The organism is Rhodanobacter sp. KK11, assembly GCF_033345435.1.
Classification (GTDB): domain Bacteria; phylum Pseudomonadota; class Gammaproteobacteria; order Xanthomonadales; family Rhodanobacteraceae; genus Rhodanobacter.
Window position 1 is genome coordinate 253,983 of sequence record NZ_JAWPMI010000001.1, and the last position, 20,397, is coordinate 274,379.

General features: G+C 69.7%; 18 protein-coding genes. 9 read left to right on the forward strand and 9 right to left on the reverse strand.

Going from position 1 to position 20,397, the window contains the following annotated elements; translation table 11 throughout:
• Positions 1 to 22: 22 nt before the first annotated feature.
• On the reverse strand, positions 23 to 937 hold the full coding sequence (locus R5H19_RS01090) for a hypothetical protein (RefSeq protein WP_318157123.1): 915 nt from the start codon (positions 935 to 937) through the stop codon (positions 23 to 25).
• 290 nt (positions 938 to 1,227) lie between these two features.
• On the reverse strand, positions 1,228 to 2,115 hold the full coding sequence (locus R5H19_RS01095) for an HAD family acid phosphatase (protein ID WP_318157124.1): 888 nt from the start codon (positions 2,113 to 2,115) through the stop codon (positions 1,228 to 1,230).
• A 129-nt stretch (positions 2,116 to 2,244) separates the two neighbouring features.
• On the opposite strand from R5H19_RS01095, the gene R5H19_RS01100 reads away from it, so the two are divergent.
• From R5H19_RS01100 to R5H19_RS01125, 6 genes are all read left to right on the forward strand, one after another.
• A complete protein-coding gene (locus R5H19_RS01100) occupies positions 2,245 to 3,276 on the forward strand; it encodes a hypothetical protein (protein WP_318157125.1) in 1,032 nt (343 codons plus the stop codon).
• 100 nt (positions 3,277 to 3,376) lie between these two features.
• Positions 3,377 to 4,279: a LysR substrate-binding domain-containing protein gene (locus tag R5H19_RS01105; RefSeq protein WP_318157126.1), complete on the forward strand. Its 903-nt coding sequence runs from the start codon at positions 3,377 to 3,379 to the stop codon at positions 4,277 to 4,279.
• 361 nt (positions 4,280 to 4,640) lie between these two features.
• Positions 4,641 to 7,133 carry a TonB-dependent receptor gene (locus R5H19_RS01110; protein WP_318157127.1) on the forward strand — a complete coding sequence of 831 codons (2,493 nt, stop codon included), beginning with the start codon at positions 4,641 to 4,643 and terminating at the stop codon, positions 7,131 to 7,133.
• 168 nt (positions 7,134 to 7,301) lie between these two features.
• Positions 7,302 to 9,056, forward strand: coding sequence for a gamma-glutamyltransferase (ggt, locus tag R5H19_RS01115; protein ID WP_318157128.1), 1,755 nt, complete (start codon positions 7,302 to 7,304; stop codon positions 9,054 to 9,056).
• 137 nt (positions 9,057 to 9,193) lie between these two features.
• Positions 9,194 to 10,237, forward strand: a complete 1,044-nt coding sequence (gene dgcN / locus R5H19_RS01120) for an N-acetyltransferase DgcN (RefSeq protein WP_318157129.1) — start codon at positions 9,194 to 9,196, stop codon at positions 10,235 to 10,237.
• Positions 10,222 to 10,566, forward strand: a complete 345-nt coding sequence (locus R5H19_RS01125) for a hypothetical protein (protein ID WP_318157130.1) — start codon at positions 10,222 to 10,224, stop codon at positions 10,564 to 10,566. Before dgcN ends, R5H19_RS01125 begins: the two co-directional genes overlap by 16 nt.
• Before the next feature lie 208 nt (positions 10,567 to 10,774).
• Here the strand turns inward: R5H19_RS01125 and R5H19_RS01130 are convergent, their stop codons facing one another.
• A complete protein-coding gene (locus R5H19_RS01130; protein WP_318157131.1) occupies positions 10,775 to 12,754 on the reverse strand; it encodes a UvrD-helicase domain-containing protein in 1,980 nt (659 codons plus the stop codon).
• A gap of 129 nt (positions 12,755 to 12,883) precedes the next feature.
• Positions 12,884 to 13,363: an Lrp/AsnC family transcriptional regulator gene (locus R5H19_RS01135; protein WP_318157132.1), complete on the reverse strand. Its 480-nt coding sequence runs from the start codon at positions 13,361 to 13,363 to the stop codon at positions 12,884 to 12,886.
• A gap of 98 nt (positions 13,364 to 13,461) precedes the next feature.
• Here R5H19_RS01135 and R5H19_RS01140 point away from each other — a divergent pair, with 98 nt between their 5' ends.
• The 3 genes from R5H19_RS01140 (at position 13,462) to R5H19_RS01150 (ending at position 16,149) form a co-directional block, all read left to right on the forward strand.
• The gene (locus R5H19_RS01140; protein WP_318157133.1) at positions 13,462 to 14,661 is read left to right on the forward strand and encodes an aminotransferase class I/II-fold pyridoxal phosphate-dependent enzyme; all 1,200 of its coding nucleotides are present in this window, start codon (positions 13,462 to 13,464) and stop codon (positions 14,659 to 14,661) included.
• 68 nt (positions 14,662 to 14,729) lie between these two features.
• Positions 14,730 to 15,362: a thymidine kinase gene (locus R5H19_RS01145; RefSeq protein WP_318157134.1), complete on the forward strand. Its 633-nt coding sequence runs from the start codon at positions 14,730 to 14,732 to the stop codon at positions 15,360 to 15,362.
• 19 nt (positions 15,363 to 15,381) lie between these two features.
• Positions 15,382 to 16,149, forward strand: a complete 768-nt coding sequence (locus R5H19_RS01150; protein ID WP_318157135.1) for a hypothetical protein — start codon at positions 15,382 to 15,384, stop codon at positions 16,147 to 16,149.
• A 9-nt stretch (positions 16,150 to 16,158) separates the two neighbouring features.
• On the opposite strand, the gene mutM is transcribed toward R5H19_RS01150, so the two are convergent.
• Genes mutM through R5H19_RS01175 form a run of 5 tightly spaced genes read right to left on the reverse strand, consistent with a single transcriptional unit; the run spans position 16,159 to position 20,357 of the window.
• Positions 16,159 to 16,986, reverse strand: a complete 828-nt coding sequence (gene mutM, locus R5H19_RS01155; RefSeq protein WP_318157136.1) for a bifunctional DNA-formamidopyrimidine glycosylase/DNA-(apurinic or apyrimidinic site) lyase — start codon at positions 16,984 to 16,986, stop codon at positions 16,159 to 16,161.
• 5 nt (positions 16,987 to 16,991) lie between these two features.
• The gene (locus R5H19_RS01160; protein ID WP_318157137.1) at positions 16,992 to 17,483 is read right to left on the reverse strand and encodes a hypothetical protein; all 492 of its coding nucleotides are present in this window, start codon (positions 17,481 to 17,483) and stop codon (positions 16,992 to 16,994) included.
• Positions 17,480 to 18,835, reverse strand: coding sequence for a DUF4350 domain-containing protein (locus tag R5H19_RS01165; protein WP_318157138.1), 1,356 nt, complete (start codon positions 18,833 to 18,835; stop codon positions 17,480 to 17,482). Before R5H19_RS01165 ends, R5H19_RS01160 begins: the two co-directional genes overlap by 4 nt.
• Positions 18,835 to 19,605, reverse strand: coding sequence for an ABC transporter permease (locus tag R5H19_RS01170; RefSeq protein ID WP_318157139.1), 771 nt, complete (start codon positions 19,603 to 19,605; stop codon positions 18,835 to 18,837). Before R5H19_RS01170 ends, R5H19_RS01165 begins: the two co-directional genes overlap by 1 nt.
• Entirely contained in the window at positions 19,602 to 20,357 is a 756-nt protein-coding gene (locus R5H19_RS01175; protein WP_318157140.1) for an ABC transporter ATP-binding protein, read from the reverse strand. Before R5H19_RS01175 ends, R5H19_RS01170 begins: the two co-directional genes overlap by 4 nt.
• Between the last annotated feature and the right edge of the window lie 40 nt (positions 20,358 to 20,397).

A 20,397-nucleotide genomic window follows, 5' to 3' on the forward strand; every position in this document is an offset into this window, starting at 1 on the left:
CTTATTCTAACGGCTGCGTCGTTCAGTCTTTCGTAACGGTGTCGGCGGCACCGGCCGCGGCGGCCTGCTGCTGCAGCTGCCGGTGCGACTGGCGCGCGTTCTGCAGCAGGTCTTCGCTGTACCAGCGGCCGTTTTCCTGCACCAGTGTCGATTCGGTCGACAGCGGCTTGCCGAGCAGGGTGTAGTCGATCCTCACCACGGCATGGCCATCGCGGTTGGAGAGCGGGGTGAGCCGGACCGAGTCCAGCGTGTCGTCCACCGACAGGCCGTAGATCGCCAGCAACTGCTTGAGGCCGCCCCAGGCAACGGCGTACTTGCCCATGGCGGCGTCGAAATCCATCGCGCGCAGCTGGTCGGGGTCCTTCAGGTCCAGCTGGCGCGCCGTCGCCACGGCCACGCCGACTGCCTGCTTCGCCCTGGCCCGGTCGAACCACGGCGTCTGCTGCGCCCACGGCTGCAGCACGTCGAGCACGTTGCCGGCCTGGGCCTTCTGCGCTTCGCTGAGGGTCCGGCTCTGCGCGACGACGCTTTTCAGCATCGCATCGCCTACGCTGATCAGTACCGGCAACTGATCTGCGTACTGCTGCTCCATCGCGGCCAGCTTCGGCTGCAGTTCGGCGTACAACCGGTTCTCCGCGTCCGGTTCGGTGAGTTTCCGCATTGCCTCGTCGAAACGGGCGCGGTCCCTGGCCGCGGGCGGCGGCAGGTCCCGTTGCTGCAGGCGCCAATCGGCGCGCATGTTGGCGTAATCGGCCGGCGGCAGCACGTGCTTCCACAGGCCGTCGACATCGCCAGCCTTGAGCAGGTCGATCGAGGCCTGCACCGCCGCCTCCGGCGTGCCGCCGCCCGCCTGCGCCGCCTGGTCCTTGTCGTGGCAGGCGCCCAGCAGCAGCGCCGCAAACAGCAGCATCGCGTGGCGAAGGGAAGGCAGGCGCATCGGGCGGACTCTCGCGGTGGGCGGTGGCGAGGAAGGCGCCACGGGGCAGGGTGAACACGCAGGGTAAGGGGCGCGGCGGCAGCGAAACAAGGGCGGTGCGCAAGTTTTCGCGATGCCAAAAGAAAACCCCGCGGGCGTTGGCCTCGCGGGGAAATCCGGCAGTGCCGGAAGGGAAATGGCCTTGCCTGCAAAAGTCTTGGTCAGCAGGGTTGGCAGACGGGATATTACTTGTCCGTTAAAGCTAAGGCAATACTTTTGTATTACTTCATAACTTAATGTTTTTGATGTTCTTATTGACGGCGAAGTGCCTCAATCTTCAGTCGCCGCCGCTGTTCGGGCGAAGCGCCCCAGTCATTGTCGAACAGGGCGGGCTCCCATGAACCGTAGGTGGGGTTGGGCAACACGAACCAGCGGGTGCCGATCCACGGCAGATAGTCGGCGACGGCCTGGCGGCGACCGGCGGCGGTGTTGGCGAGGACGTCGACGAAATCGCCGATCTGGTCGCCGAACTGCATCAGCACGCGGTAATGCTGCGCGACCAGCTGGCGGCGGCAACCCTTCTCGCTGCCGGCCTGCTCGCAGCCCTCGACCACGGTGCCGAGGCCGAGGAACGATTGCGGGCCGCTGACCGGGAACCCGGCCTTGCGCAGGTTCGCCAGGGTGGCTTGGTCCAGGTCCCTGGCGCGGTTGGAAATGTAGATCACCTCGACGCCGTGCTGCGCGGCGAAGCGGGTGAACTCGACCGCGCCGGGCAGCGCGCGGGCGCTTTCCTCCCGGCACCAGGCGGCCCACTCGGCCTCGTTGTATTCGCGGTTGCCTTGCACCATGCGCGCGGCGAACGGCGAGTTGTCCAGTACGGTCTCGTCGATGTCCAGGATCACCGCCGGCTTCAGGCCCTTGAGCGGGGTGGTGCGGTCGCCCTTGCCCAGCGCGTCCCAGTGCGGGTCGTGCAGTGCGGCCAGCAGACGCGCCTGGGCGTCGCGGTAGGTCTGCAGGTAGATCAGGTCGTGCTCGATCGCGGCCTGGCTCCAGGCCACGGCATTCAGGTTGTCGTTGGCGGCGACGGCGACCGTCGTCGCCGGTGCGGCGGGCGTCGCTGCGACGGGTTGGCGGGGCGAGCTGGCGCAGCCGGCCAGCAGGGCGAGCGCGAGCAGGGACGCGGAAAGACGAAGCTGCATGAAGACGTTCCTTGGAAAATCGGCGAAGCGAAACAATGAACGCAGTTTACGACAGCCCCATGGCAGGGCTGGCAGCCACGGCGGGCTGCTGACAGACTGGCGCTCCTGCTCCCCACGGTTTCGTTCCGCATGGATTCCCCCTTGCCCGTCCTGCGCCCGCCTTCGACGGCCGTCCGCTACGCGAGCTACCTGCTGGCGGCCGCGGCCCTGCTGCTGGTTGTCGAGATCCACCTGTTGCCGGCGCTGCTGGCCGGCCTGCTGGTGTTCGAGCTGGTGCAGGCGATGGCCCCGCTGCTGGGCCGGCGCATTTCCGGCGATCGCGCGCGGGTAGTGGTGGTGGCCGTGCTGGGCGCGGTGGTGGTCGGCCTGCTGATCCTGCTGATCCTCGGCGCGATCAGCCTGTTCCACAGCGAGATCGGCAACCCGCAGTTGCTGTGGCAGCAGCAGCTGATGCCGCTGGTGGAGAAGGCGCGCCAGCAGTTGCCGCCGATCCTGGTGAACAACCTGCCGGACAGCGTCGACGACCTGCGCATGGGCGCGATCGAGCTGGCGCGCAGGCATGCAGCCGCCCTGCAGCTGGCCGGCAAGGGCGCGGTGCGGGTGTTCGTGCACATCATCATCGGCCTGGTGCTGGGCGCGATCGTGGCGCTCAGCCGTACTCGCCCGGCGCACCAGATGGGGCCGCTGGCGGCGGCGCTGAGCCTGCGCTGCCAGCGCCTGGCCGAGGCGTTCCACAACATCGTGTTCGCGCAGATCAAGATCTCGCTGATCAACACCCTGTTCACCGCGATCTTCCTGCTCGGCGTGCTGCCGCTGATGGGTATCCACGTGCCGCTTGCCAAGACCCTGGTGGTGGTGACCTTCGTGGTCGGCCTGCTGCCGGTGATCGGCAACCTGATCTCCAACACCGCGATCACCGTGGCCGGGTTGTCGGTCTCGCTGGGCGTGGGCATCGCCGCGCTGGCGTTCCTGATCCTGATCCACAAGCTGGAGTACTTCCTCAACGCGCGCATCGTGGGTACGCAGATCCGCGCCCGCGCCTGGGAGTTGCTGGTGGCCATGCTGCTGATGGAAGCCGCGTTCGGCCTGTCCGGCGTGATCGCCGCGCCGATCTACTACGCCTACCTGAAGAGCGAGCTGGAAGCCGAGCGGCTGCTGTAGGTCCGCGTGCGGGGTCCACGGCAGCGGCTTGCTTCGCCGCGGCGCCTATGCTGCACTCGGGCATCATCGCCGTCATGGCGTGGGGGGACGAAAGCCCGACATGCGTCTGCGCCATATCGAACTGTTCCATGCCGTGCTGACCACCGGCAGCCTGACCGGCGCGGCGGACCTGCTGAACATTTCGCAGCCGGCCGCCAGCAAGGCGCTGCAGCACGCCGAACAGCAGCTCGGCTTCGCCTTGTTCAGTCGCGTGCGCGGGCGTCTGCAGCCGACCCAGCAAGCGCTGCTGTTGCGCCACCGCGTCGAGAAGATCGCCCAGGAGCTGCACGACCTGCAGCGTCTCACCGCGAACATCGCCCGCCCGGAAAGCTACCCCTTGCGCGTGACCTGCACGCCGACCCTGGCGCAGGCGCTGGTACCCGATGCGACCACGCAGCTGCGCAAGGCGTTTCCCGGCACGACCGCTGAACTGTTCACCCGGCACTCGGCGGAAATGTGCGAGTCGCTGATGCTGCACGAAACCGACATTGGCCTCACCTTGCAGGACGCCAGCCACCAGGGTCTGCGCCAGGAGTCCCTGTGCCGCGGGCAGGTCATGGTCATCGCCCCGCCCGGCTGGTGGTCGCCGGCGGAGCTGGCGCAGCCGTTGCCGGTCACCGCGCTGGCCGGCCAGCCGATGATCGGCATCGCCATGCAGGATGCGCTGGGCCGCATGCTGCAGAACCACCTGGCCCAGGTCGATCCGGCGCCGCGCACCTCGATCTGGGTGCAGACCTACCAGCTGGCGTATTCGCTCGTCGCACAGGGCGAGGGACTGGCGCTGGTCGATCCCTTCACCGCGTCGCGTGGCGGCGGGGAGGTCGTGCAGACGCGTCCGCTGAAGCCGCAGCTCGATGTCGTGCTGTATGCGCTGTACCGGCAGGACAGCCCGCTGAACCCGGTGCAGAAGCATTTCCTGGGCCTGGTGCGAAAGCTGGGGCAGCGCGTGCTGTCGCCGTGCTGAAGCCGCCGCACCCGCTCGCCCGTCCGGGGCGGGAACGTCCACAACCTCCAGTTATGCAAAGTGCCGGTCTTTTCATTGGTGGCTTTCGCTTGCCTGTGACTATGCTCGGCTTCGTGCTGGGGAAGGGTGACGCATGTCCGACCGGAACACGCCACGACGAACTGCAGGGCCGGCCGGGGAGGCCGGCTGCAGTCGCCGGCTTCATGTGCAAGGCGGCGTTGCGGCCACCCACGCGATCGGGCTCGCAGCCGGAACGGCCTGCAGGGCCATCCACAAAGGCATATCCGTCGATGGGCAAAGCCATGTGATGGCTTTGGCCGGCGGCGGTCACATGGCGCCAAAAAAACTTGGGGGAGCATTCATGAACAAGCGTTCCGGTCGGATCGCGCCGACCTTGCTGGCGGCTGCGGTATTGCTTGCACTCGCTCATACGGCGGCAGCGCAGGAGGCGAACCCGCCCGCGGCATCGGCCGACGCAACGGCCCAGACCTCGACGGAGGCCCAGGCCAGGGCGAAGAACCTGGGCCCGGTGGTAGTGACCGGTACGCGTGCAGGCAACCGCACGGAAAGCTCGTCGCTGACCCCGATCGACGTGATCTCTGCCGACGTGCTGAGGCAGACCGGCACGATCGATCTCACCCAGGCGCTCGAGCGCGCGATCCCCTCGCTGAACTTCCCGTTCGCGCCCGCGTCGGACACCTTCGCGTTCCAGCGTCCGTTCGAGCTGCGCGGCCTGTCGCCCGACCAGGTGCTGGTGCTGGTGAACGGCAAGCGCTGGCATCCGGGCGCGCTGGTGCTGAGCCTGGGCCAGATCGGCCAGGGTTCGCAGGGCATCGACCTCAACACGATCCCGATGTCGGCGATCGACCACATCGAAGTGCTGCGCGACGGTGCTTCCGCACAGTACGGTTCCGACGCGCTTTCCGGCGTGATCAACATCATCCTGAAAAAGGGCGCCAAGGGCGGCGACGTGCAGCTCAGCGGCGGCCAGTTCTCCGCCGGCGACGGCCGGCAGTGGCAGGGTGCGGCGAACTTCGGCGTTCCGCTGGGCGGCGACAGCGGCTGGCTGCGCATCACCGCGGAAAACAGCAACCAGAGCCCGAGCAACCGCGCTGGCGTCGACCGTCGCCCGGGCCTGGCCCATCTCGGCGTGAAGTTCCACTTCGGCACCGTGTCGTTCAAGAACAAGAACCTGTTCCTCAACACGCAATACGACATCAGCCCCGACGCGCAGCTCTACGCGTTTGGCCACTGGGGGCGCCGCATCGGCGAGCCGCGCGGCTTCTACCGCTACGGCAGCAACACGCCTTACCCGAACAACCCGCTGATCGGGCTGGTCTACCCGGACGGCTTCCTGCCGCGCGAGCACGGCGATTCGACCGACACCTCGCTGGTCGTCGGCCTGCGCGGCAACTGGAACGGCTGGCGCTGGGACGTCAGCGGCAACTACGGCGGCAACCGCGTCTCCTACAGCACGCGCAATACCGTCAACTACGCCATGCTCAACGATTTCGGCAGCAGCCCGACCAGCTTCCACGACGGCATCCTGACCGCCAAGCAGCAGACCTTCGACATCGACATCTCCAAGGACGTCTCCTTCGGCTGGCTGGCCAATCCGCTGACGCTGTCGTTCGGCACGCAGTGGCTGCGGCAGAGCTACGACGTGGAGGCGGGCGACCTCGGTTCGTACTACGTGGGCAACTCCGGCGTGCGCGGCGGCGCGCAGGGCTTTGCCGGCTGGGGCCCGCAGGACGCCATCTCGGTGGCGCGGCACGACGTGGCCGAGTACCTGCAGCTGGAAGGCAACCTGACCGAGCGCTTCGGCTTTTCCGCCGCCTTGCGCCACGAGGACTATTCGGACTTCGGCGCCACCACCTCGGCCGCCTTGTCCGGCCGCTTCGACTTCACCGACTCGTTCGCCCTGCGCGGCAGCGCCTCGACCGGCTTCCGCGCGCCAGGCCTGGGCCAGCAGCACTACTCGGAAACCACCTCGGCCTCCTTCGGTGTCGGCAATTCGCTGGGCCTGCCGCCGGGCATCTACCTGCGCGGACTGGTGCCGGTGGACAACCCGCTGGCGCGGCTGCTCGGCAGCGAGCCGCTGAAGGCGGAGAAGTCGCGCAACTTCACCGCGGGCGTGGTGTGGAACCCCACCAACGACCTCAACCTGTCGTTCGACGCCTACCAGATCACCGTCAACAACCGCATCGCGCTGTCCAGTTCGATCTCGCTGTCGACGCCGGCCGTCATCAGCTACCTGGCCGCCAACGGCATCACCAACCTGCAATACAGCGGCCTGTCCTACTTCACCAACGCCGGCACCGTGCGCACCCAGGGCGCCGACGTGGTGGCCAGCTACCGCAACGATGTCGGCGCCAGTGGCAACCTGCTTTCCACGCTCAGCTACGGCTACCACAAGAACAAGGTCACCGACGTCAAGCCGAACCCGGCCGTGCTCGACTCGCTGGGCGTGATCTTCCAGCGCCTCAACCGCAGCGCGATCAAGGGCCTGCTGGCCGACACCGCACCGCGCAGCAAGCTGATCCTCGACGAGACCTACAGTGTCGGCCCCTGGACCTTCAACGGCACGCTGACCCGCTACGGCCGCATCACCACCTACGGCTCGACCAGTTACCTCAACGACATCGTCTACCCGCACAAGTGGCTGCTCGACGTGGCGGCGAGCTACAGCCGCGATCGGTGGACCTTCACCTTGGGCAGCGACAACGTGCTCAATACCTATCCGAAGAAAGTGCCGCAGACGGACGACCAGAACGGCGCCTTCCCCTACTCGTCCAGCTCACCGTTCGGCTTCATGGGGGCGTTCGTGTACGGCAAGGTGCAGTACCGCTGGTGAGTGTGTTGGCCGGCCGGCGAAGGCCGCGCTCCCCACGCGGTCTTCGCCGGCCGTGGCGTGCGCCGGATCGCGCGCCGCCACTGTCTGTCGCGCCATGCCATGGTCTTTTCATGGGTGGCGCACGACTGCTCGTGACCATGTTTGAACCGAACCGCAGAGGGTGAACGAATGACCGCACGAAACACGCCGCACGACGGCGCCGAAACCGCCCGCCGACTGCCGGCGTCTGGCGCGCCGCGCTGGCGCCGCACCTTGCTGGCGCTGGTGATCGGCAGCTTCGGCGTGCTGGCCCAGGCACAGGATACGGCGGCGACGAAGACCGCCGCGATCGCCAGCGCCAACGCGCTGGCCACCGAAGCCGGCTTCGAAGTGCTCTCCCGCGGCGGCAATGCGGTGGACGCGGCGATCGCGGTGGGCACGGCGCTGTCGGTGGTGCAGCCGGAGGGTTCGGGCATGGGCGGTGGCTTCCTCGCCGTGATCCACGACGCGGCCACCGGCAAGAACACCTTCATCGACGCGCGCGAGATGGCGCCGCAGGCAGTCAGCGAGAAGGACTACCTGAAGGCGGACGGCACACCCAACCGCGACACCTCGCTCAACGGCCCGCTCGCCGCCGGCATCCCCGGCATGCCGGCCGGCCTGGCCTACATGGCCGGCAAGTACGGCAAGTTGCCGCTCGCGGAGTCGCTGCGCCCGGCAATCCGGCTGGCCGAGCAGGGCTTCCGTCCCAGCGGCGCGCTGCTGCGTTCGATCGAGCACAAGGCTGACGTGCTGCGCCGCTATCCGGCCTCTGCAGCCAAGTTCTTCCCCGGCGGCAAGGCCCCGCAGGCCGGCGACCTCTTCCGTGACCCGGACCAGGCGCGCACGCTGAAGGCGCTGGCCGAAAAGGGCGCGGACGGTTTCTACAAGGGCGCGGTGGCGAAGGAACTGGTGAAGTCGGTGCGCGCTGCCGGCGGCACCTGGACCCTGGCCGACCTCGCCGCCTACCGCGCGAAAGAGCGCCAGCCGATCGTGCTCGACTACGCCGGCTACAAGGTGATCACCGCGCCGCCGCCGTCTTCCGGCGGCGTGGCCGTCGCCGAGATGCTCAACATTCTCGCGCCGCTCGACCTCAAGAGCATGGACGAGGCCCATCGCATCCATTACCTGGTGGAGGCGATGCGCCGCGCGTTCCGCGACCACAACGAATACCTCGGCGACCCCGATTTCGTGAAGATGCCGCTGGACATGCTGCTCTCGCCGTACTACGCCGATGGCCTGCGCCAGAGCATCCTGCCGGATCAGGCGACCAAGTCCGCCTGGCTGCCGTCGGTGCAGGCCAAGGCCCCCGGCATGCACACCACGCACTACTCGGTCATCGACAAGGACGGCAACATGGTCTCGATGACCGCCACGGTGAACACCACCCTGGGCTCCAGCTTCGTCGCGGGCAGGACCGGCATCCTGCTCAACAACGAGATGGACGACTTCGCCCTGGTCTCCGGCCAGCCCAACGCGTTCGGGCTGATCGGCGGCTCCGCCAACGCGCCGGTCGGCGGCAAGCGCATGCTGTCGTCGATGACGCCCAGCTTCGTCATCGGCAAGGATCGCCTGGCAGTGATCGGCTCGCCCGGCGGCTCGACCATCATCACCCAGGTGTTCGGCGCGATCCTCGCCTTCATCGATGGCAAGGACGCGGGCCAGATCACCGCGCAGAAACGCATCCATCACCAGTTCCTGCCCGACCGCGTCGACATCGAAAAGGGCAGCGACATCCCCGCCGACGTGCTGGCGAAATTGAAGGCGATGGGCTACGAGATCAATGACAGGGAGTCGTGGGGCAACATGAACGTGGTGGTCTGGGACAAGGTCACCAACGTCAAGACCGCCGCCAGCGACCCGCGCAATCCCGATGGCCTGGGCAAGGTGGAAGCCATGCATTGAGCCGCGTGCCGGCCACGGCCGGCATCGCACGGCACGGCTGGCGCCCGGCCATCGCCGCCCCCTCCCTCTCCGCACGACGGCAGCCGCAGCAACTTTTCATCTGACCGGCGGCAGCCGCCGCGTGGAGTAGACCTTTCATGTCCAAGCATGGTGATACGGCGCTGCCCGGCCAGTGGAGCCCGCCCTACCTGCTGTACCTGGGCAACCCGGCCGACGAACTGGCCATCAAGACGGCCAGGGGTGTGGCCTACTGGCGGCCGGAATGGTGTATCGGCCAGCACCGGCATCCCGACTGCAAGCCGACGCTCGGCCTGCCCGACATGGGCATGGCCGAAGCCAGGGCCAAGGGCGCGAACACCATGCTGATCGGCACGGCGAACGCCGGTGGCGTGATGGCGCCGGAGATCGTCGCCGACGCTATCGCAGCGCTCGACGCCGGCCTCAACGTGGTCGCCGGCCTGCACCAGAAGCTGCGCGAGAACCCGGACATCGTGGCCGCCGCCCGGCGCAACGGCCGCGTGCTGTTCGATGCGCGCGACCCCGCGCCCGGCATTCCGGTCGGCAACGGCCGCGCGCGCGCCGGCCGGCGGCTGCTGACGGTGGGCACGGACTGCTCGGTCGGCAAGATGTACACCACGCTCGCGCTGGAGCGCGCCATGCGCCGGCGCGGTTGCGCGGCGGATTTTCGCGCCACCGGCCAGACCGGCATCTTCGTCGCCGGCGCCGGCGTGCCGGTCGATGCGGTGGTCGCCGATTTCATCTCGGGCGCCGTCGAATGGATTTCCCCAGCCCGCGACGACGGCGGCTGGGACCTGATCGAGGGCCAGGGCTCGCTGTTCCATCCTTCCTACGCCGGCGTGTCGCTGGGCCTGCTGCACGGCGCGCAGCCCGACGCGCTGGTGTTGTGCCACGAGCCTACCCGGCGCCACATGCGCGGCCTGCCGGGTTACCCGATTCCCGAGCTGAGGTCCTGCCTGGAGGCGAACCTCGCCGCCGCGCGCCTGACCAATCCCACCGTCCGGGCGGTCGGCGTCGCGCTGAATACCTCCGGCATGTCGGCGCCGGAAGCACTGGCGGCCTGCCAGCGGGTCGGCGAGCTGCTCGAGCTGCCCTGCCAGGACCCGGTGACCATGGGCGTCGAAGCGATCGTGGACCACCTGTTTGCATGCTTCGCGAACTGAGCATCACCCGGCACAGCTACCCGCTGGTGGCGCCTTTCCACATTGCCCGTGGGGTCAAGTACGCCGCCGACGTGGTGACGGTCGAACTGCGCCAGGGCGACCGGGTCGGGCGCGGCGAGTCCGTTCCGTACGGCCGCTACGGCGAGTCGGTGGCGTCGGTGCTCGACGAAATGGAAGCGCTGCGCGGCGAACTCGTCGCCGGCATGGGGCGCGACGAACTGCAGGCGCGGCTGCCGCCGGGGGCCGCACGCAATGCGCTGGACGCGTGGTGTGTTCCTCGCTCGGCATCACGCCAGCACTGGAGATCGCGCGCGAAGCGGAGTTCATAGACCTGGACGGCCCGCTCTGGCTGCAGCACGACTATCCCGATGGCGTGAGTCTGCAGGGAGGCTTCCTGTTGCCGCCGTCGCCGGCCTTCTGGGGCGGATGAGCGCGTCGGCCTGATGCTTGTCGGCTGCATGGGCGCTGCGCTCGCCAGGGCATGGCATGGAAAACGGTTGGCATGTCGCCGGAACCGACCGCAACGGGGCGAAAGGCTCAACCGCCCGCCAGCATCGCCTTGATCCGTGCCATGTGCGACTCGGCGGTTTCGCGGGTCACTTCCTTGTCCGCTTCCGGGTCCTTGCCCTGCCAGTGCAGGTCGGCCTGCGGCAGCTCGTGCAGGAAACGGCTGGGCTGGTTGCGGTGGATCTCGCCGTAGCGCTTGGTCTGCGCGCACCACGACAGCGTGAGCAGTTCCTTGGCGCGGGTGATGCCGACGTACATCAGTCGGCGTTCCTCGTCGATGCGGCCTTCGTCCAGCGCGCCCTCGTGCGGCAGCGTGCCATCCTCGCAACCGACGATGAAGACGAAACGGAACTCCAGGCCCTTGGCCGCGTGCAGGGTCATCATGCGCACGGCATTGCCCGGTTCGTCGCGGTCGGCGTGGCTGAGCAGGGCCAGCTGCGCGGCGAGGTCGCCGGCACTGTTGCCTTTCTGCATCGCGCGGAACCAGTCGGCCAGCTCGCGCAGGTTGCCCAGCTTGCGCTCGCGCACGCCGGCGTCGGGCGTGGCGGCGGCGATCTGTGCGGCGTAGCCGGTGCGTTTCAGGATGCGCTCGACCAGGTCGGCGGCGCTTTCATGCAGCGAGGCGCTGCGCAGTTCGTCCAGCAGATTGGCGAATGACGCCAGCGCCGCCGCCGGGCGCGGGGTGAGCTGGCGCAGCACGCCGTCGCTGCGGGTGGCGTCGAGCAGGGACGAGTGGCGCGACTGCGCGATCTGGCCCAGCTTCTCCAGCGTGGTCGCGCCGATCTCGCGCTTCGGCACGTTGACCACGCGCAGGAACGCGGCATCGTCGCTGGGGTTGGTCAGCAGGCGCAGGTAGCACAGCACGTCCTTCACCTCGGCGCGGTCGAGGAAGCTCAAGGCGCCGGTGAGGTGGTACGGAATGCGCGCCAGGCGCAGCGCCTTCTCCAGCGGCCGCGCCTGGAAGTTGCCGCGGTACAGGATCGCCATGTCGTCCCAGCGCGCCTTGTGTTTCTCGGCCAGCGTGGTGGCGATCGAGGCGATCTTCTCGGCCTCGTGCTCGGCCTCCTTGCATTCGAGCACGCGGATCGGTGCGCCTTCCGGATGCTCGCTCCACAGCTTCTTCTCGTGGCTGTGCGGGTTGTGCGCGATCAGCGCGTTGGCCGCGCGCAGGATGCGCTTGCCGCAGCGGTAGTTCTGCTCCAGCTTGATCACGCGCAGGTTCGGCCAGTCGCGGCCGAGCTGGTCGATGTTCTCCGGGTTGGCGCCGCGCCAGGCGTAGATCGACTGGTCGTCGTCGCCCACGCAGGTGATGTGGCCGCGTTCGCCGGCCAGGCATTTGAGCAGGCGGTACTGCGCGTCGTTGGTGTCCTGGTACTCGTCCACCAGCAGGTAGCGCAGGCGCTCGCGCCAGGCGGCGCGGCATTCGTCGTCCGACTCCAGGATGCGCAGCGGCAGCCGGATCAGGTCGTCGAAATCCACCGCGTTGAACGCGGCCAGGCGCTGCTGGTACAGGTCGTAGATCGTCGCCGCTTCGAGTTCGCGCGGGCTGCGCGCGGCGGCCAGCGCCTCCTCCGGCGAGAGTCCGCCGTTCTTCGCGCGGCTGAGCAGGTTGCGCAGGCCAAACAGCACGTCGTTCTTGATCCCTTTCGGCGCCAGCTCCTTGACGATGCCGCCGCTGTCGTCCGCGTCCAGCACCGAGAAGCCGCGGCGCAGGCCGGCGCGCGCGTGCTCGATCTGCAGGAACTTCAGCCCCAACGCGTGGAACGTGCTCACGGTGAGCGCGGCGGCGTCCTCGCCCGAGACCAGCTTGCCCACGCGCTCGCGCATCTCGCGCGCGGCCTTGTTGGTGAAGGTGATCGCGGCGATCTTCGACGCCGCCAGCTTCCGCCGCTGGATCAGGTAGGCGATCTTCTGCGTGATCACGCTGGTCTTGCCGGAACCGGCGCCCGCCAGCACCAGCAGCGGGGTATCGCAGTGTTCGACGGCGGCCAATTGTTGCGGATTGAGCATGGAGCGCGGCGGGACGTGAGGCGGCGGCCGATGGTAGCAGAGCGGTCCGGTCCGGCCGGATGCGGATGGCGTCGCCGCCGCGCTGGCGCGGATCCGCAGGCTGCGGCGGGCCGGGCGCCGCGGTCGGCCTCATTCGGCCTGCGCGCCGTCCCGGTAGATCGGCAGGTCGGCGTTGCGGTAGAAGTTGAAGATCAGGCTGGTCTCGATGTGCGCCACTTCGGAGCGGGTGGTGAACGCGTCCAGCGCGAAGTCGCGCAGGTGGTCGCTGTCGCGCACCGCCACGTGCACCAGGTAATCGTTGGCGCCGGCCACGTGGTAGAAGCTGAGCACTTCGCGCAGGGTCAGCAGGTAGGCGTGGAAGGCGTCGACGTCGCCGCGCGCGTGGCGGGCCAGGCGCACGCTGATCATCGCCTGCAGGCCGATGCCCACCGCGCGCGGCTGGACCTCCGCGTGGAAGCCCTGGATCGCGCCGCCCTCGCGCAGCCGCCGCACGCGCTCCAGCGCGGTGGAGGGCGCCACGCCGATGCGTTCGGCCAGGGTCTTGTTCGGCAGCCGCGCGTTCTTCCGCAACTCGCGCAGGATGGCGAAGTCGGTTCGGTCCAGGTGCATGATCCGGGTACTTTTCGAAATATTGTTCGGCAGCATGCCTTGATGGGCGGGCGAAGTTCTAGTCTCCGGTGATTATCACGAACCCACGGGAGCGGAACATGCAAAACCTCGGCGAGCTGCATCAGGACACCCTGGCGGTACATGCCGGGCGCGAGGACTTTGCCGAGCTGGGCGTGCACGCGCCGCCGCTGGACCTGTCCACCACCTATCCGGTGCGCGACCTCGCCGAAGGCACGGCGAGCTTCGATGCGCTGGTGGGCGGTGCCGCCAGCGCGGCCAACCCGATCTACGCACGCCTGTTCAACCCCACCGTGGCGCGCTTCGAGCAGGCACTGGCGCAACTGGAAGGCAGCAGCGACGCGGTGGCCTTCGGCTCCGGCATGGCGGCGATGAGCGCCTGCCTGCTGGCAGCGAAGCAGCGCGGCAAGCACGTGCTGGCGGTGCGCCCGATCTACGGTACCAACGACCACCTGCTGGACTCGGGCCTGCTCGGAATTCCAGTGCGCTGGACCACGGTCGAGGGCCTCGCCGCGGCGGTCGACGCGGACACCGCGCTGGTGATCGTCGAGACGCCGGCCAACCCCACGCTGGATCTGGTCGACATCGCCGCCGTGGCGCGCGCCGCCGGCAGCGTGCCGGTGATGGTGGACTCCACCTTCGCCACGCCGGTGCTGCAAAAGCCGCTGGAATGCGGCGCGAAACTGGTGTTGCACAGCGCCACCAAGTTCCTCGGCGGCCACGGCGACGTGATCGCCGGGGTGATCGCCTGCGATGCCGAGTGGGCCAGCGCGCTGCGCCACGTGCGCGCCGCCACCGGCGGCCTGCTGCATCCGCTGGGCGCCTATCTGCTGCATCGCGGCCTGCCCACGCTCGGCCTGCGCGTGCTGAAGGCGCAGGAGAACGCGCAGCGCCTCGCCGAGCGGCTGGCGGCGCATCCGGCGGTGGCGAAGGTCTGCTATCCCGGGCTGGGCACGGTGGCCAACGCCGCGCTGGTGGGCACCCAGATGCGCGGGCCGGGCAGCCTGATGGCGTTCGAGCTGCACGGCGGCCATGCCGCGGCGGCGGCGGTGATGGCGGCGGTGCGCCTGGCCACCCCGGCGGTGAGCCTGGGTTCGGTCGACACCTTGATCCAGCACCCGGCCGGGCTCACCCATCGCGTGCTCGACGAAGCCACCCGCCAGCGCTGCGGCATCACGCCCGGCCTGCTGCGGCTTTCGGTGGGCGTCGAGCACGCCGACGACCTGTGGGCCGACCTGGAGCAGGCGCTGCAGCGCGCGCGCCTCGCGGCGGCGGCCTGAATCGCGCGCGGCGGAGGCAGGCCCTCTCGCCGCGCTACCATGGGCGCTTCGGATTTCACGGCGGCGCCATGGCCAAGCTCTACTTCTATTACTCGGCGATGAACGCCGGCAAGACCACCACGCTGCTGCAGAGCGCGTACAACTACCACGAGCGCGGCATGCGCACGCTGATCCTCACCCCGGCGCTGGACGACCGCTACGGCGAGGGCGTGGTCGCCTCGCGCATCGGCCTGCAGGCGAACGCGCGGCGCTTCGCCGCCGACGAAGACCTGTACGCGCTGGTCGAGGCCGACGTCGCCGCGCGCGGGCCGCTGCACTGCGTGTTCGTCGACGAGGCGCAGTTCCTCGCCAAGGCGCAGGTGTGGCAGGCCAGCGATGTGGTCGACCGGCTGCACATCCCGGTGCTGGCCTACGGCCTGCGCACCGACTTCCGCGGTGAACTGTTCGAGGGCAGCCGCTACCTGCTGGCCTGGGCCGATGAGCTGCAGGAGATCAAGACGATCTGCCATACCGGCAGCAAGGCCACCATGGTGGTGCGCGTGGACGAACACGGCCGCGCGGTCACCGACGGCCCGCAGGTTGAGATCGGCGGCAACGAGCGCTATGTCTCGGTGAGCCGCGCCGAATTCAAGAAGATCACCGAAGGCCGCGGCCGCATCGAGCTGCAGCAGGCCGTGCTGCCGCTGGGCGAGCGCGAATGAACCCATCCAGGAAATCCGCATGAGCGACGCCAAACCCGCCCCCAGCTGGCCGCGGCCGTACTGGCAGCCCGGCACGGAGGAGGCCGTGCTGCAGTTCTACGTGTTCGGCAAGTTCGAGCCGGAGCTGCGCATCCCCTCGCCGCGCTACGGCAGCCCCGGGCTGCCCGCGGGGGTGGAGATCCAGCGCTTCCAGAACGCCGTGCTGCGCCAGTGGGAAGGCTATCCGCTGAACGGCGCGCTGGGCGGGCTGATCAAGGAAGACACGCCGGAGGCGTACGAGCAGGCGCGCATCGCGCCGGAAGTGCTGGTGGTGCGCGGCGTGCTCGGGGATGCCGCCAGCCTCGACTACCTGCGCGACACGCTGGGCGTGCTGGCCGGCATGCTCGACGTGGGCGGCACCGCGATCCTCGACCCGCAGATCCTCACCCTGTTCGACGCCGCGCACTGGCGTCGCCACTACCTGATCAAGGACGGCGCGCCGCCGCGCCACCACGTGCTGATCCTGAGCAGCGCGGAAGCGGGCGACCGCTTCTGGGTGCACACCCGCGGCATGCGCAAGTTCGGCCGCCCCGACCTCAGCCTGCGCCACGTGCCCGAACGCGACCTCGACCGCGCCGGCGTGCTGTGCGAGAAGCTGGTGGAGCTGCTCGCGCTGGGCGCACGCTTCGACGCCGGCCAGCCACTCGACGTGGACGGCCTCCCCGGCGGCCTGGTGGCGCAACCGGGCGGCAGCCTCGACGACCCCGAGTTCAACAACACCCACATCGAGTTCCGCTGGCCGGAATGAGTGGCCGGTTCAGCGCTGGCAGTGCGAACACCAGAACGTCGAGCGCTGCCCCAGCACGACCTGCCGGATCGGCGTGCCGCAGACGCGGCACGGTTCGCCGGCGCGGCCGTAGACCATCAGTTCGCGGAAGAAGTAGCCGGGCGCGCCGTCGGGGTTGAGGAAGTCGCGCAGGGTGGTGCCGCCGCGTTCGATCGCCCAGGCCAGCAGGTGTTTCACCTCGGCGGCGAGCCGTGCGTAGCGTGCGCGCGACACGCTGCCGGCGGCGCGGCGCGGGTCGATGCCGGCGCGGAACAGCGCCTCGCTGGCGTAGATGTTGCCCACGCCGACGACGACCGCGTTGTCCATCAGGAACAGCTTCACCGCCGCCGTGCGGCCACGCGAGAGGTGCCACAGCAGGTCGCCGTCGAACGCGTCGGTCAGCGGCTCCGGGCCGAGGTTGGCCAGCAGCTCGTGGGTCGTGCCGGGCGGTTGCCACAGCAGGCAGCCGAAGCGGCGCGGGTCGGTGAAGCGCAGGATGCGCGGCGCCTGCGTGCTCGTGCGTTCCAGCGCGATGTCGACGTGGTCGTGCTTGCCGACCGGCGCGTCCGGCGGCAGCACGCGCAGCACGCCGCTCATGCCCAGGTGCAGCAGCGCACTGCCGGCCTGCGTGTGCAGCAGCAGGTATTTCGCGCGGCGTTCCACCGCGTCGATGCGCTGGCCGGGCAGCAGCTCGACGATCTGTGGCGGGATCGGCCAGCGCAGGTCGGGCCGGCGCAGCAGCACGCCAGTGACGCGACGGCCGACCAGGTGCGGCGCGATGCCGCGGCGGGTGGTTTCGACTTCGGGCAGCTCGGGCACGGCGCTCAGTGCAGCTCGGTGGTGGCGATGGCCGGCGAGCGCGGCATGTAGCGCGCAGGCACCAGCGCGATGCGTGCGCCCACGCGCACGTAGTGCTGCGGGCCGGTGACCGAGGTTTCGCCGAACTCCAGCGCCTGGCCGTCCAGTTGCAGCACGGCGCGCGGCGGCGCGAGGCCGATCTTCGCCAGGTCGAAGTCGCTGGCCGCTCGCCATTCCAGCACGGGGGCCGCGGCCGTACCGGCGAGGTCACCGAGGCGGGCGTCGCTGGCGCGCGCGGGCGTGCCGTCGGTGCGCCACCAGTGGCCGGCGCGCTTTTCGTAGTGTTCGGTGGGCGCCCCGGGCAGGGTGAGCGCGATGCGATCCACGGTGGCGGGATCGAGCGCGGTGAGCTCGCCGGCTTCGCCGCGGGCGTCGCGCCGCCATTGCGTGAAGGCCAGCACGAGCAGCGCCGCCACCGCGAGCAGCAGGACCAGGCGCTGGCGTGCGGCGCGTTTCATCGCCGCCGCCGGCGCCAGGCGATCAGCCCGCCGGCCAGCAGCAACAGCGACGGCAGCGCGACCAGGAAGCCGAGGCTGAGCAGGTTCAGCTCGGTCTGCGAGATCTGCAGCACGCGGTCCGGCGCGCCGCGCGGCGGCAGGTCCACCAGCTTGTCGTCGCCGAGCAGCCAGTCGAACACGCGCTCGCCCAGCGCGCGGTTGCCGCCGTTGCCCAGGAACGTGTTGGAGAGGAAGTCGCCGTCGCCGATCACCACCACGCGCTGCTCGCTCTTGTCCGGGCTGGGCGACAGCCGGCTCAGCGCGAGGCCGAAATCCAGCGGCCCTTTCAGCTCGCCGGCGTCGGCGTCGTAGCGGATGCCCGAGGGCCTGGCGTTGTCGATCGGCTGGAACTCGGTCCAGCTCTGCGCGCCGGAGCGCAGGAACGGTGCCGCCGCCCAGTCGCCCTGCGTCACCCGGGCCAGCGCCGAGGCCTGCGGGAACAGCGTGGTCAGGGTGAAGCCGCGGGTGATCGCGTGCGCCGGGTAGCTGCCCAGCGCAATCAGGCGCGGGTCGCCCAGGCCCAGCGCGGCGCCGCCGCCGTCGACCAGCACGCCCGGCAGCACGCGCACGCCGAGCGCGGCGGCCAGCGGGGCGAGGCCGAGGTCGTCGTTGCCGGGTTCGCTCAGCCACAGCAGGTTGCCGCCGTTCTGCACGTAGCCGACCAGCGCCTGCACCGCCGCCGGCGGCAGGGCCAGGCTGGGGCTGGCCAGCACCACCAGGTCGGTGTGCTCGGGCACCGCCGTCACCTGCGCGAAGTTCAGCGGCACCGCGCGCATGCCGCGCGCTTCCAGCTGTGCCATGAAGGTGCCGAGGTCGGCGTTGGCCTGGCCGTCGGCGCGACGCTCGCCATCACCGGTGACGAAGGCCACGATGCGGTCGCTGCCGCGCAGCAGGCGTTCCAGCGCATTGGTGAGGCTGCGCTCGGACAGTTCGTCCAGCCGTTGCTCGCGACCCTGGTAGTGCAGGATCAACGCGCCGTCGACGGTGATGCCCAGCTCGCGCATCTTCGCCGGGTCCAGCTGCGGGTCGACGAAGCGCAGCGTGAGATCGGGTTTCACCGCCTGGTAGCGCTGCAGGAAACCGGCCACGGTCTGGCGCAGGTCGCCCTGCGGGTTGGCGTAGCTGGTGATCTCCACCGGGCCGTCGAGTTTCGCCAGCACCGCGCGGCTTTCCGCCGACAGGCCGGTGCGGCCGTTGGCGGTCCAGTCGGCCTGGTACGCATGGCGCGTGCTGAGGTAGCCGGTCGCGCCAGCTGCCAGCACCAGAAGCAGGGTGAACAACCAGCCGTCCAGACGTCTGAACGGAGCGCCCATCAGTTGCGCTCCTTGTCGGCCGCCAGCCGGCGCGTGGCCAGCGCCAGCGCCAGCACGATCAGCAGCGCGAACCAGACGAGGTCGGCGCTCGAGACCAGCCCGCGCAGCAGCGGCTGCAGGTGCGTGCTCATCGCCAGCCAGTTGATCGCGCCGCCGTTGACGCCGGCCATCTGCGCGCCCAGGTTCACGCTCCACAGCGCCAGCGCGATCACCAGCGCGGCGGCGGCAGCCAGCGCCGGGTGCGAGGCGAAGCTCGAACAGGCCACGCCGATCGCGGCCAGCGCGGCCAGCATCAGCGCCAGGCCCAGCGTGGCGGCGGCCAGCTTGCCCCAGTCGATGTGGGTGGCGTGTGCCAGCGCCAGCGGCATCGCCAAGGCCAGCGCCAGCCACAACAGCAGCCAGCCCAGCACCGCCAGGTACTTGCCCAGCACGATGCGCGAGGCCGGCACGCCGGCGGCGAACAGCAGCGGCAGGGTGTCGTTGCGGCGTTCGCCGGCGAGCGTGGACATGGTGAGCAGCGGCACCACCAGGAACGCCAGCTGGGCCAGCATGCCCAGGAGCGGCACACCGACCAGGTCGACGAAGCCGGGGCCGTCGGGCTGTGCGGCGCGCTGCACCTGGCTGGCCAGGAAGCCGCCCAGCATCAGGGTGAAGTTCCATGCCAGCCAGGCCACGGTCAGTGCGGCCAGCACCCAGGCCAGCGGGCGTACCAGCAGACGGCGCCATTCCAGCCGGGTCACGGCGAGGGTGTTCGCGAAAGCGTGGCTCATGCGGCGCGCGCCACGCCGTTCATCGCGATGGCGAAGAAGGTTTGTTCGAGGGCCGCATGGTCGCCGGCGCGCACCGGTCCGTCGTGGCGCAGCGTGCCCTCGTGCAGGATCGCCACGCGGTCGCATACCGCGGTGACCTCGGCCAGCAGGTGGGTGGACAGGATCACCGCGGTGCCGGCGGCGGCCTGCTCACGGACCAGTGCGCGCAACGCCGCCACCTGCACCGGGTCGAGCGCATTAGCCGGCTCGTCCAGCACCAGCAGCGACGGCCGGTGCAGCAGCGCGCAGGCCAGGCCGAGGCGCTGGCGCTGGCCTTGCGACAGCACGCCGGCAAGGCGCCTGGCCAGTGGCTGCAGTTCCAATCGCTCGATGATGGCGGCGCGTGCCGTGCGCAACGCGGTGCCGCTCAGTCCGCGCAGGCGGCCATGGGCGTCGAGGTGCTCTACGACCGTAAGTTCGGCCCATACCGGCGCGCGCTCCGGCAGCCAGCCGATCTGCGTGCGGGCCAGTTCCGGATGCTCCAGGAAATCCTCGCCGTTCAGCGCGATGCCGCCGCTGTCCGGCCTGAGCGCGCCGGCGATCATCGCCAGGGTGGTGGATTTGCCGGCGCCGTTCACGCCGAGCAGGCCGAGCACCTGGCCGGCTTGCAGCTCCAGGCTGAGCTCCTGCACGGCGACACGCCCGGCGCGGCGGCGGCCGATACGGTCCAGGCACAGCACGACGCGGGGCGAGGCAGGGATGGGTGAGGTCATGACTTGGATTGTCATGGCGGCCCCACCATTTAGACAACAG

What these genes read in the sequence shown, in the direction of transcription:
- R5H19_RS01165 (WP_318157138.1), bottom strand. Translation starts at nt 18,835, where the DNA reads ATGGGCGCTCCGTTCAGACGTCTGGACGGCTGGTTGTTCACCCTGCTT.
- R5H19_RS01130 (WP_318157131.1), bottom strand. Translation starts at nt 12,754, where the DNA reads ATGCTCAATCCGCAACAATTGGCCGCCGTCGAACACTGCGATACCCCG.
- R5H19_RS01175 (WP_318157140.1), bottom strand. Translation starts at nt 20,357, where the DNA reads ATGACCTCACCCATCCCTGCCTCGCCCCGCGTCGTGCTGTGCCTGGAC.
- R5H19_RS01095 (WP_318157124.1), bottom strand. Translation starts at nt 2,115, where the DNA reads ATGCAGCTTCGTCTTTCCGCGTCCCTGCTCGCGCTCGCCCTGCTGGCC.
- R5H19_RS01125 (WP_318157130.1), top strand. Translation starts at nt 10,222, where the DNA reads ATGCTTCGCGAACTGAGCATCACCCGGCACAGCTACCCGCTGGTGGCG.
- R5H19_RS01140 (WP_318157133.1), top strand. Translation starts at nt 13,462, where the DNA reads ATGCAAAACCTCGGCGAGCTGCATCAGGACACCCTGGCGGTACATGCC.
- R5H19_RS01105 (WP_318157126.1), top strand. Translation starts at nt 3,377, where the DNA reads ATGCGTCTGCGCCATATCGAACTGTTCCATGCCGTGCTGACCACCGGC.
- R5H19_RS01100 (WP_318157125.1), top strand. Translation starts at nt 2,245, where the DNA reads ATGGATTCCCCCTTGCCCGTCCTGCGCCCGCCTTCGACGGCCGTCCGC.
- R5H19_RS01110 (WP_318157127.1), top strand. Translation starts at nt 4,641, where the DNA reads ATGAACAAGCGTTCCGGTCGGATCGCGCCGACCTTGCTGGCGGCTGCG.
- R5H19_RS01145 (WP_318157134.1), top strand. Translation starts at nt 14,730, where the DNA reads ATGGCCAAGCTCTACTTCTATTACTCGGCGATGAACGCCGGCAAGACC.
- R5H19_RS01160 (WP_318157137.1), bottom strand. Translation starts at nt 17,483, where the DNA reads ATGAAACGCGCCGCACGCCAGCGCCTGGTCCTGCTGCTCGCGGTGGCG.
- R5H19_RS01090 (WP_318157123.1), bottom strand. Translation starts at nt 937, where the DNA reads ATGCGCCTGCCTTCCCTTCGCCACGCGATGCTGCTGTTTGCGGCGCTG.
- R5H19_RS01135 (WP_318157132.1), bottom strand. Translation starts at nt 13,363, where the DNA reads ATGCACCTGGACCGAACCGACTTCGCCATCCTGCGCGAGTTGCGGAAG.
- R5H19_RS01150 (WP_318157135.1), top strand. Translation starts at nt 15,382, where the DNA reads ATGAGCGACGCCAAACCCGCCCCCAGCTGGCCGCGGCCGTACTGGCAG.
- R5H19_RS01170 (WP_318157139.1), bottom strand. Translation starts at nt 19,605, where the DNA reads ATGAGCCACGCTTTCGCGAACACCCTCGCCGTGACCCGGCTGGAATGG.
- ggt (WP_318157128.1), top strand. Translation starts at nt 7,302, where the DNA reads ATGACCGCACGAAACACGCCGCACGACGGCGCCGAAACCGCCCGCCGA.
- dgcN (WP_318157129.1), top strand. Translation starts at nt 9,194, where the DNA reads ATGTCCAAGCATGGTGATACGGCGCTGCCCGGCCAGTGGAGCCCGCCC.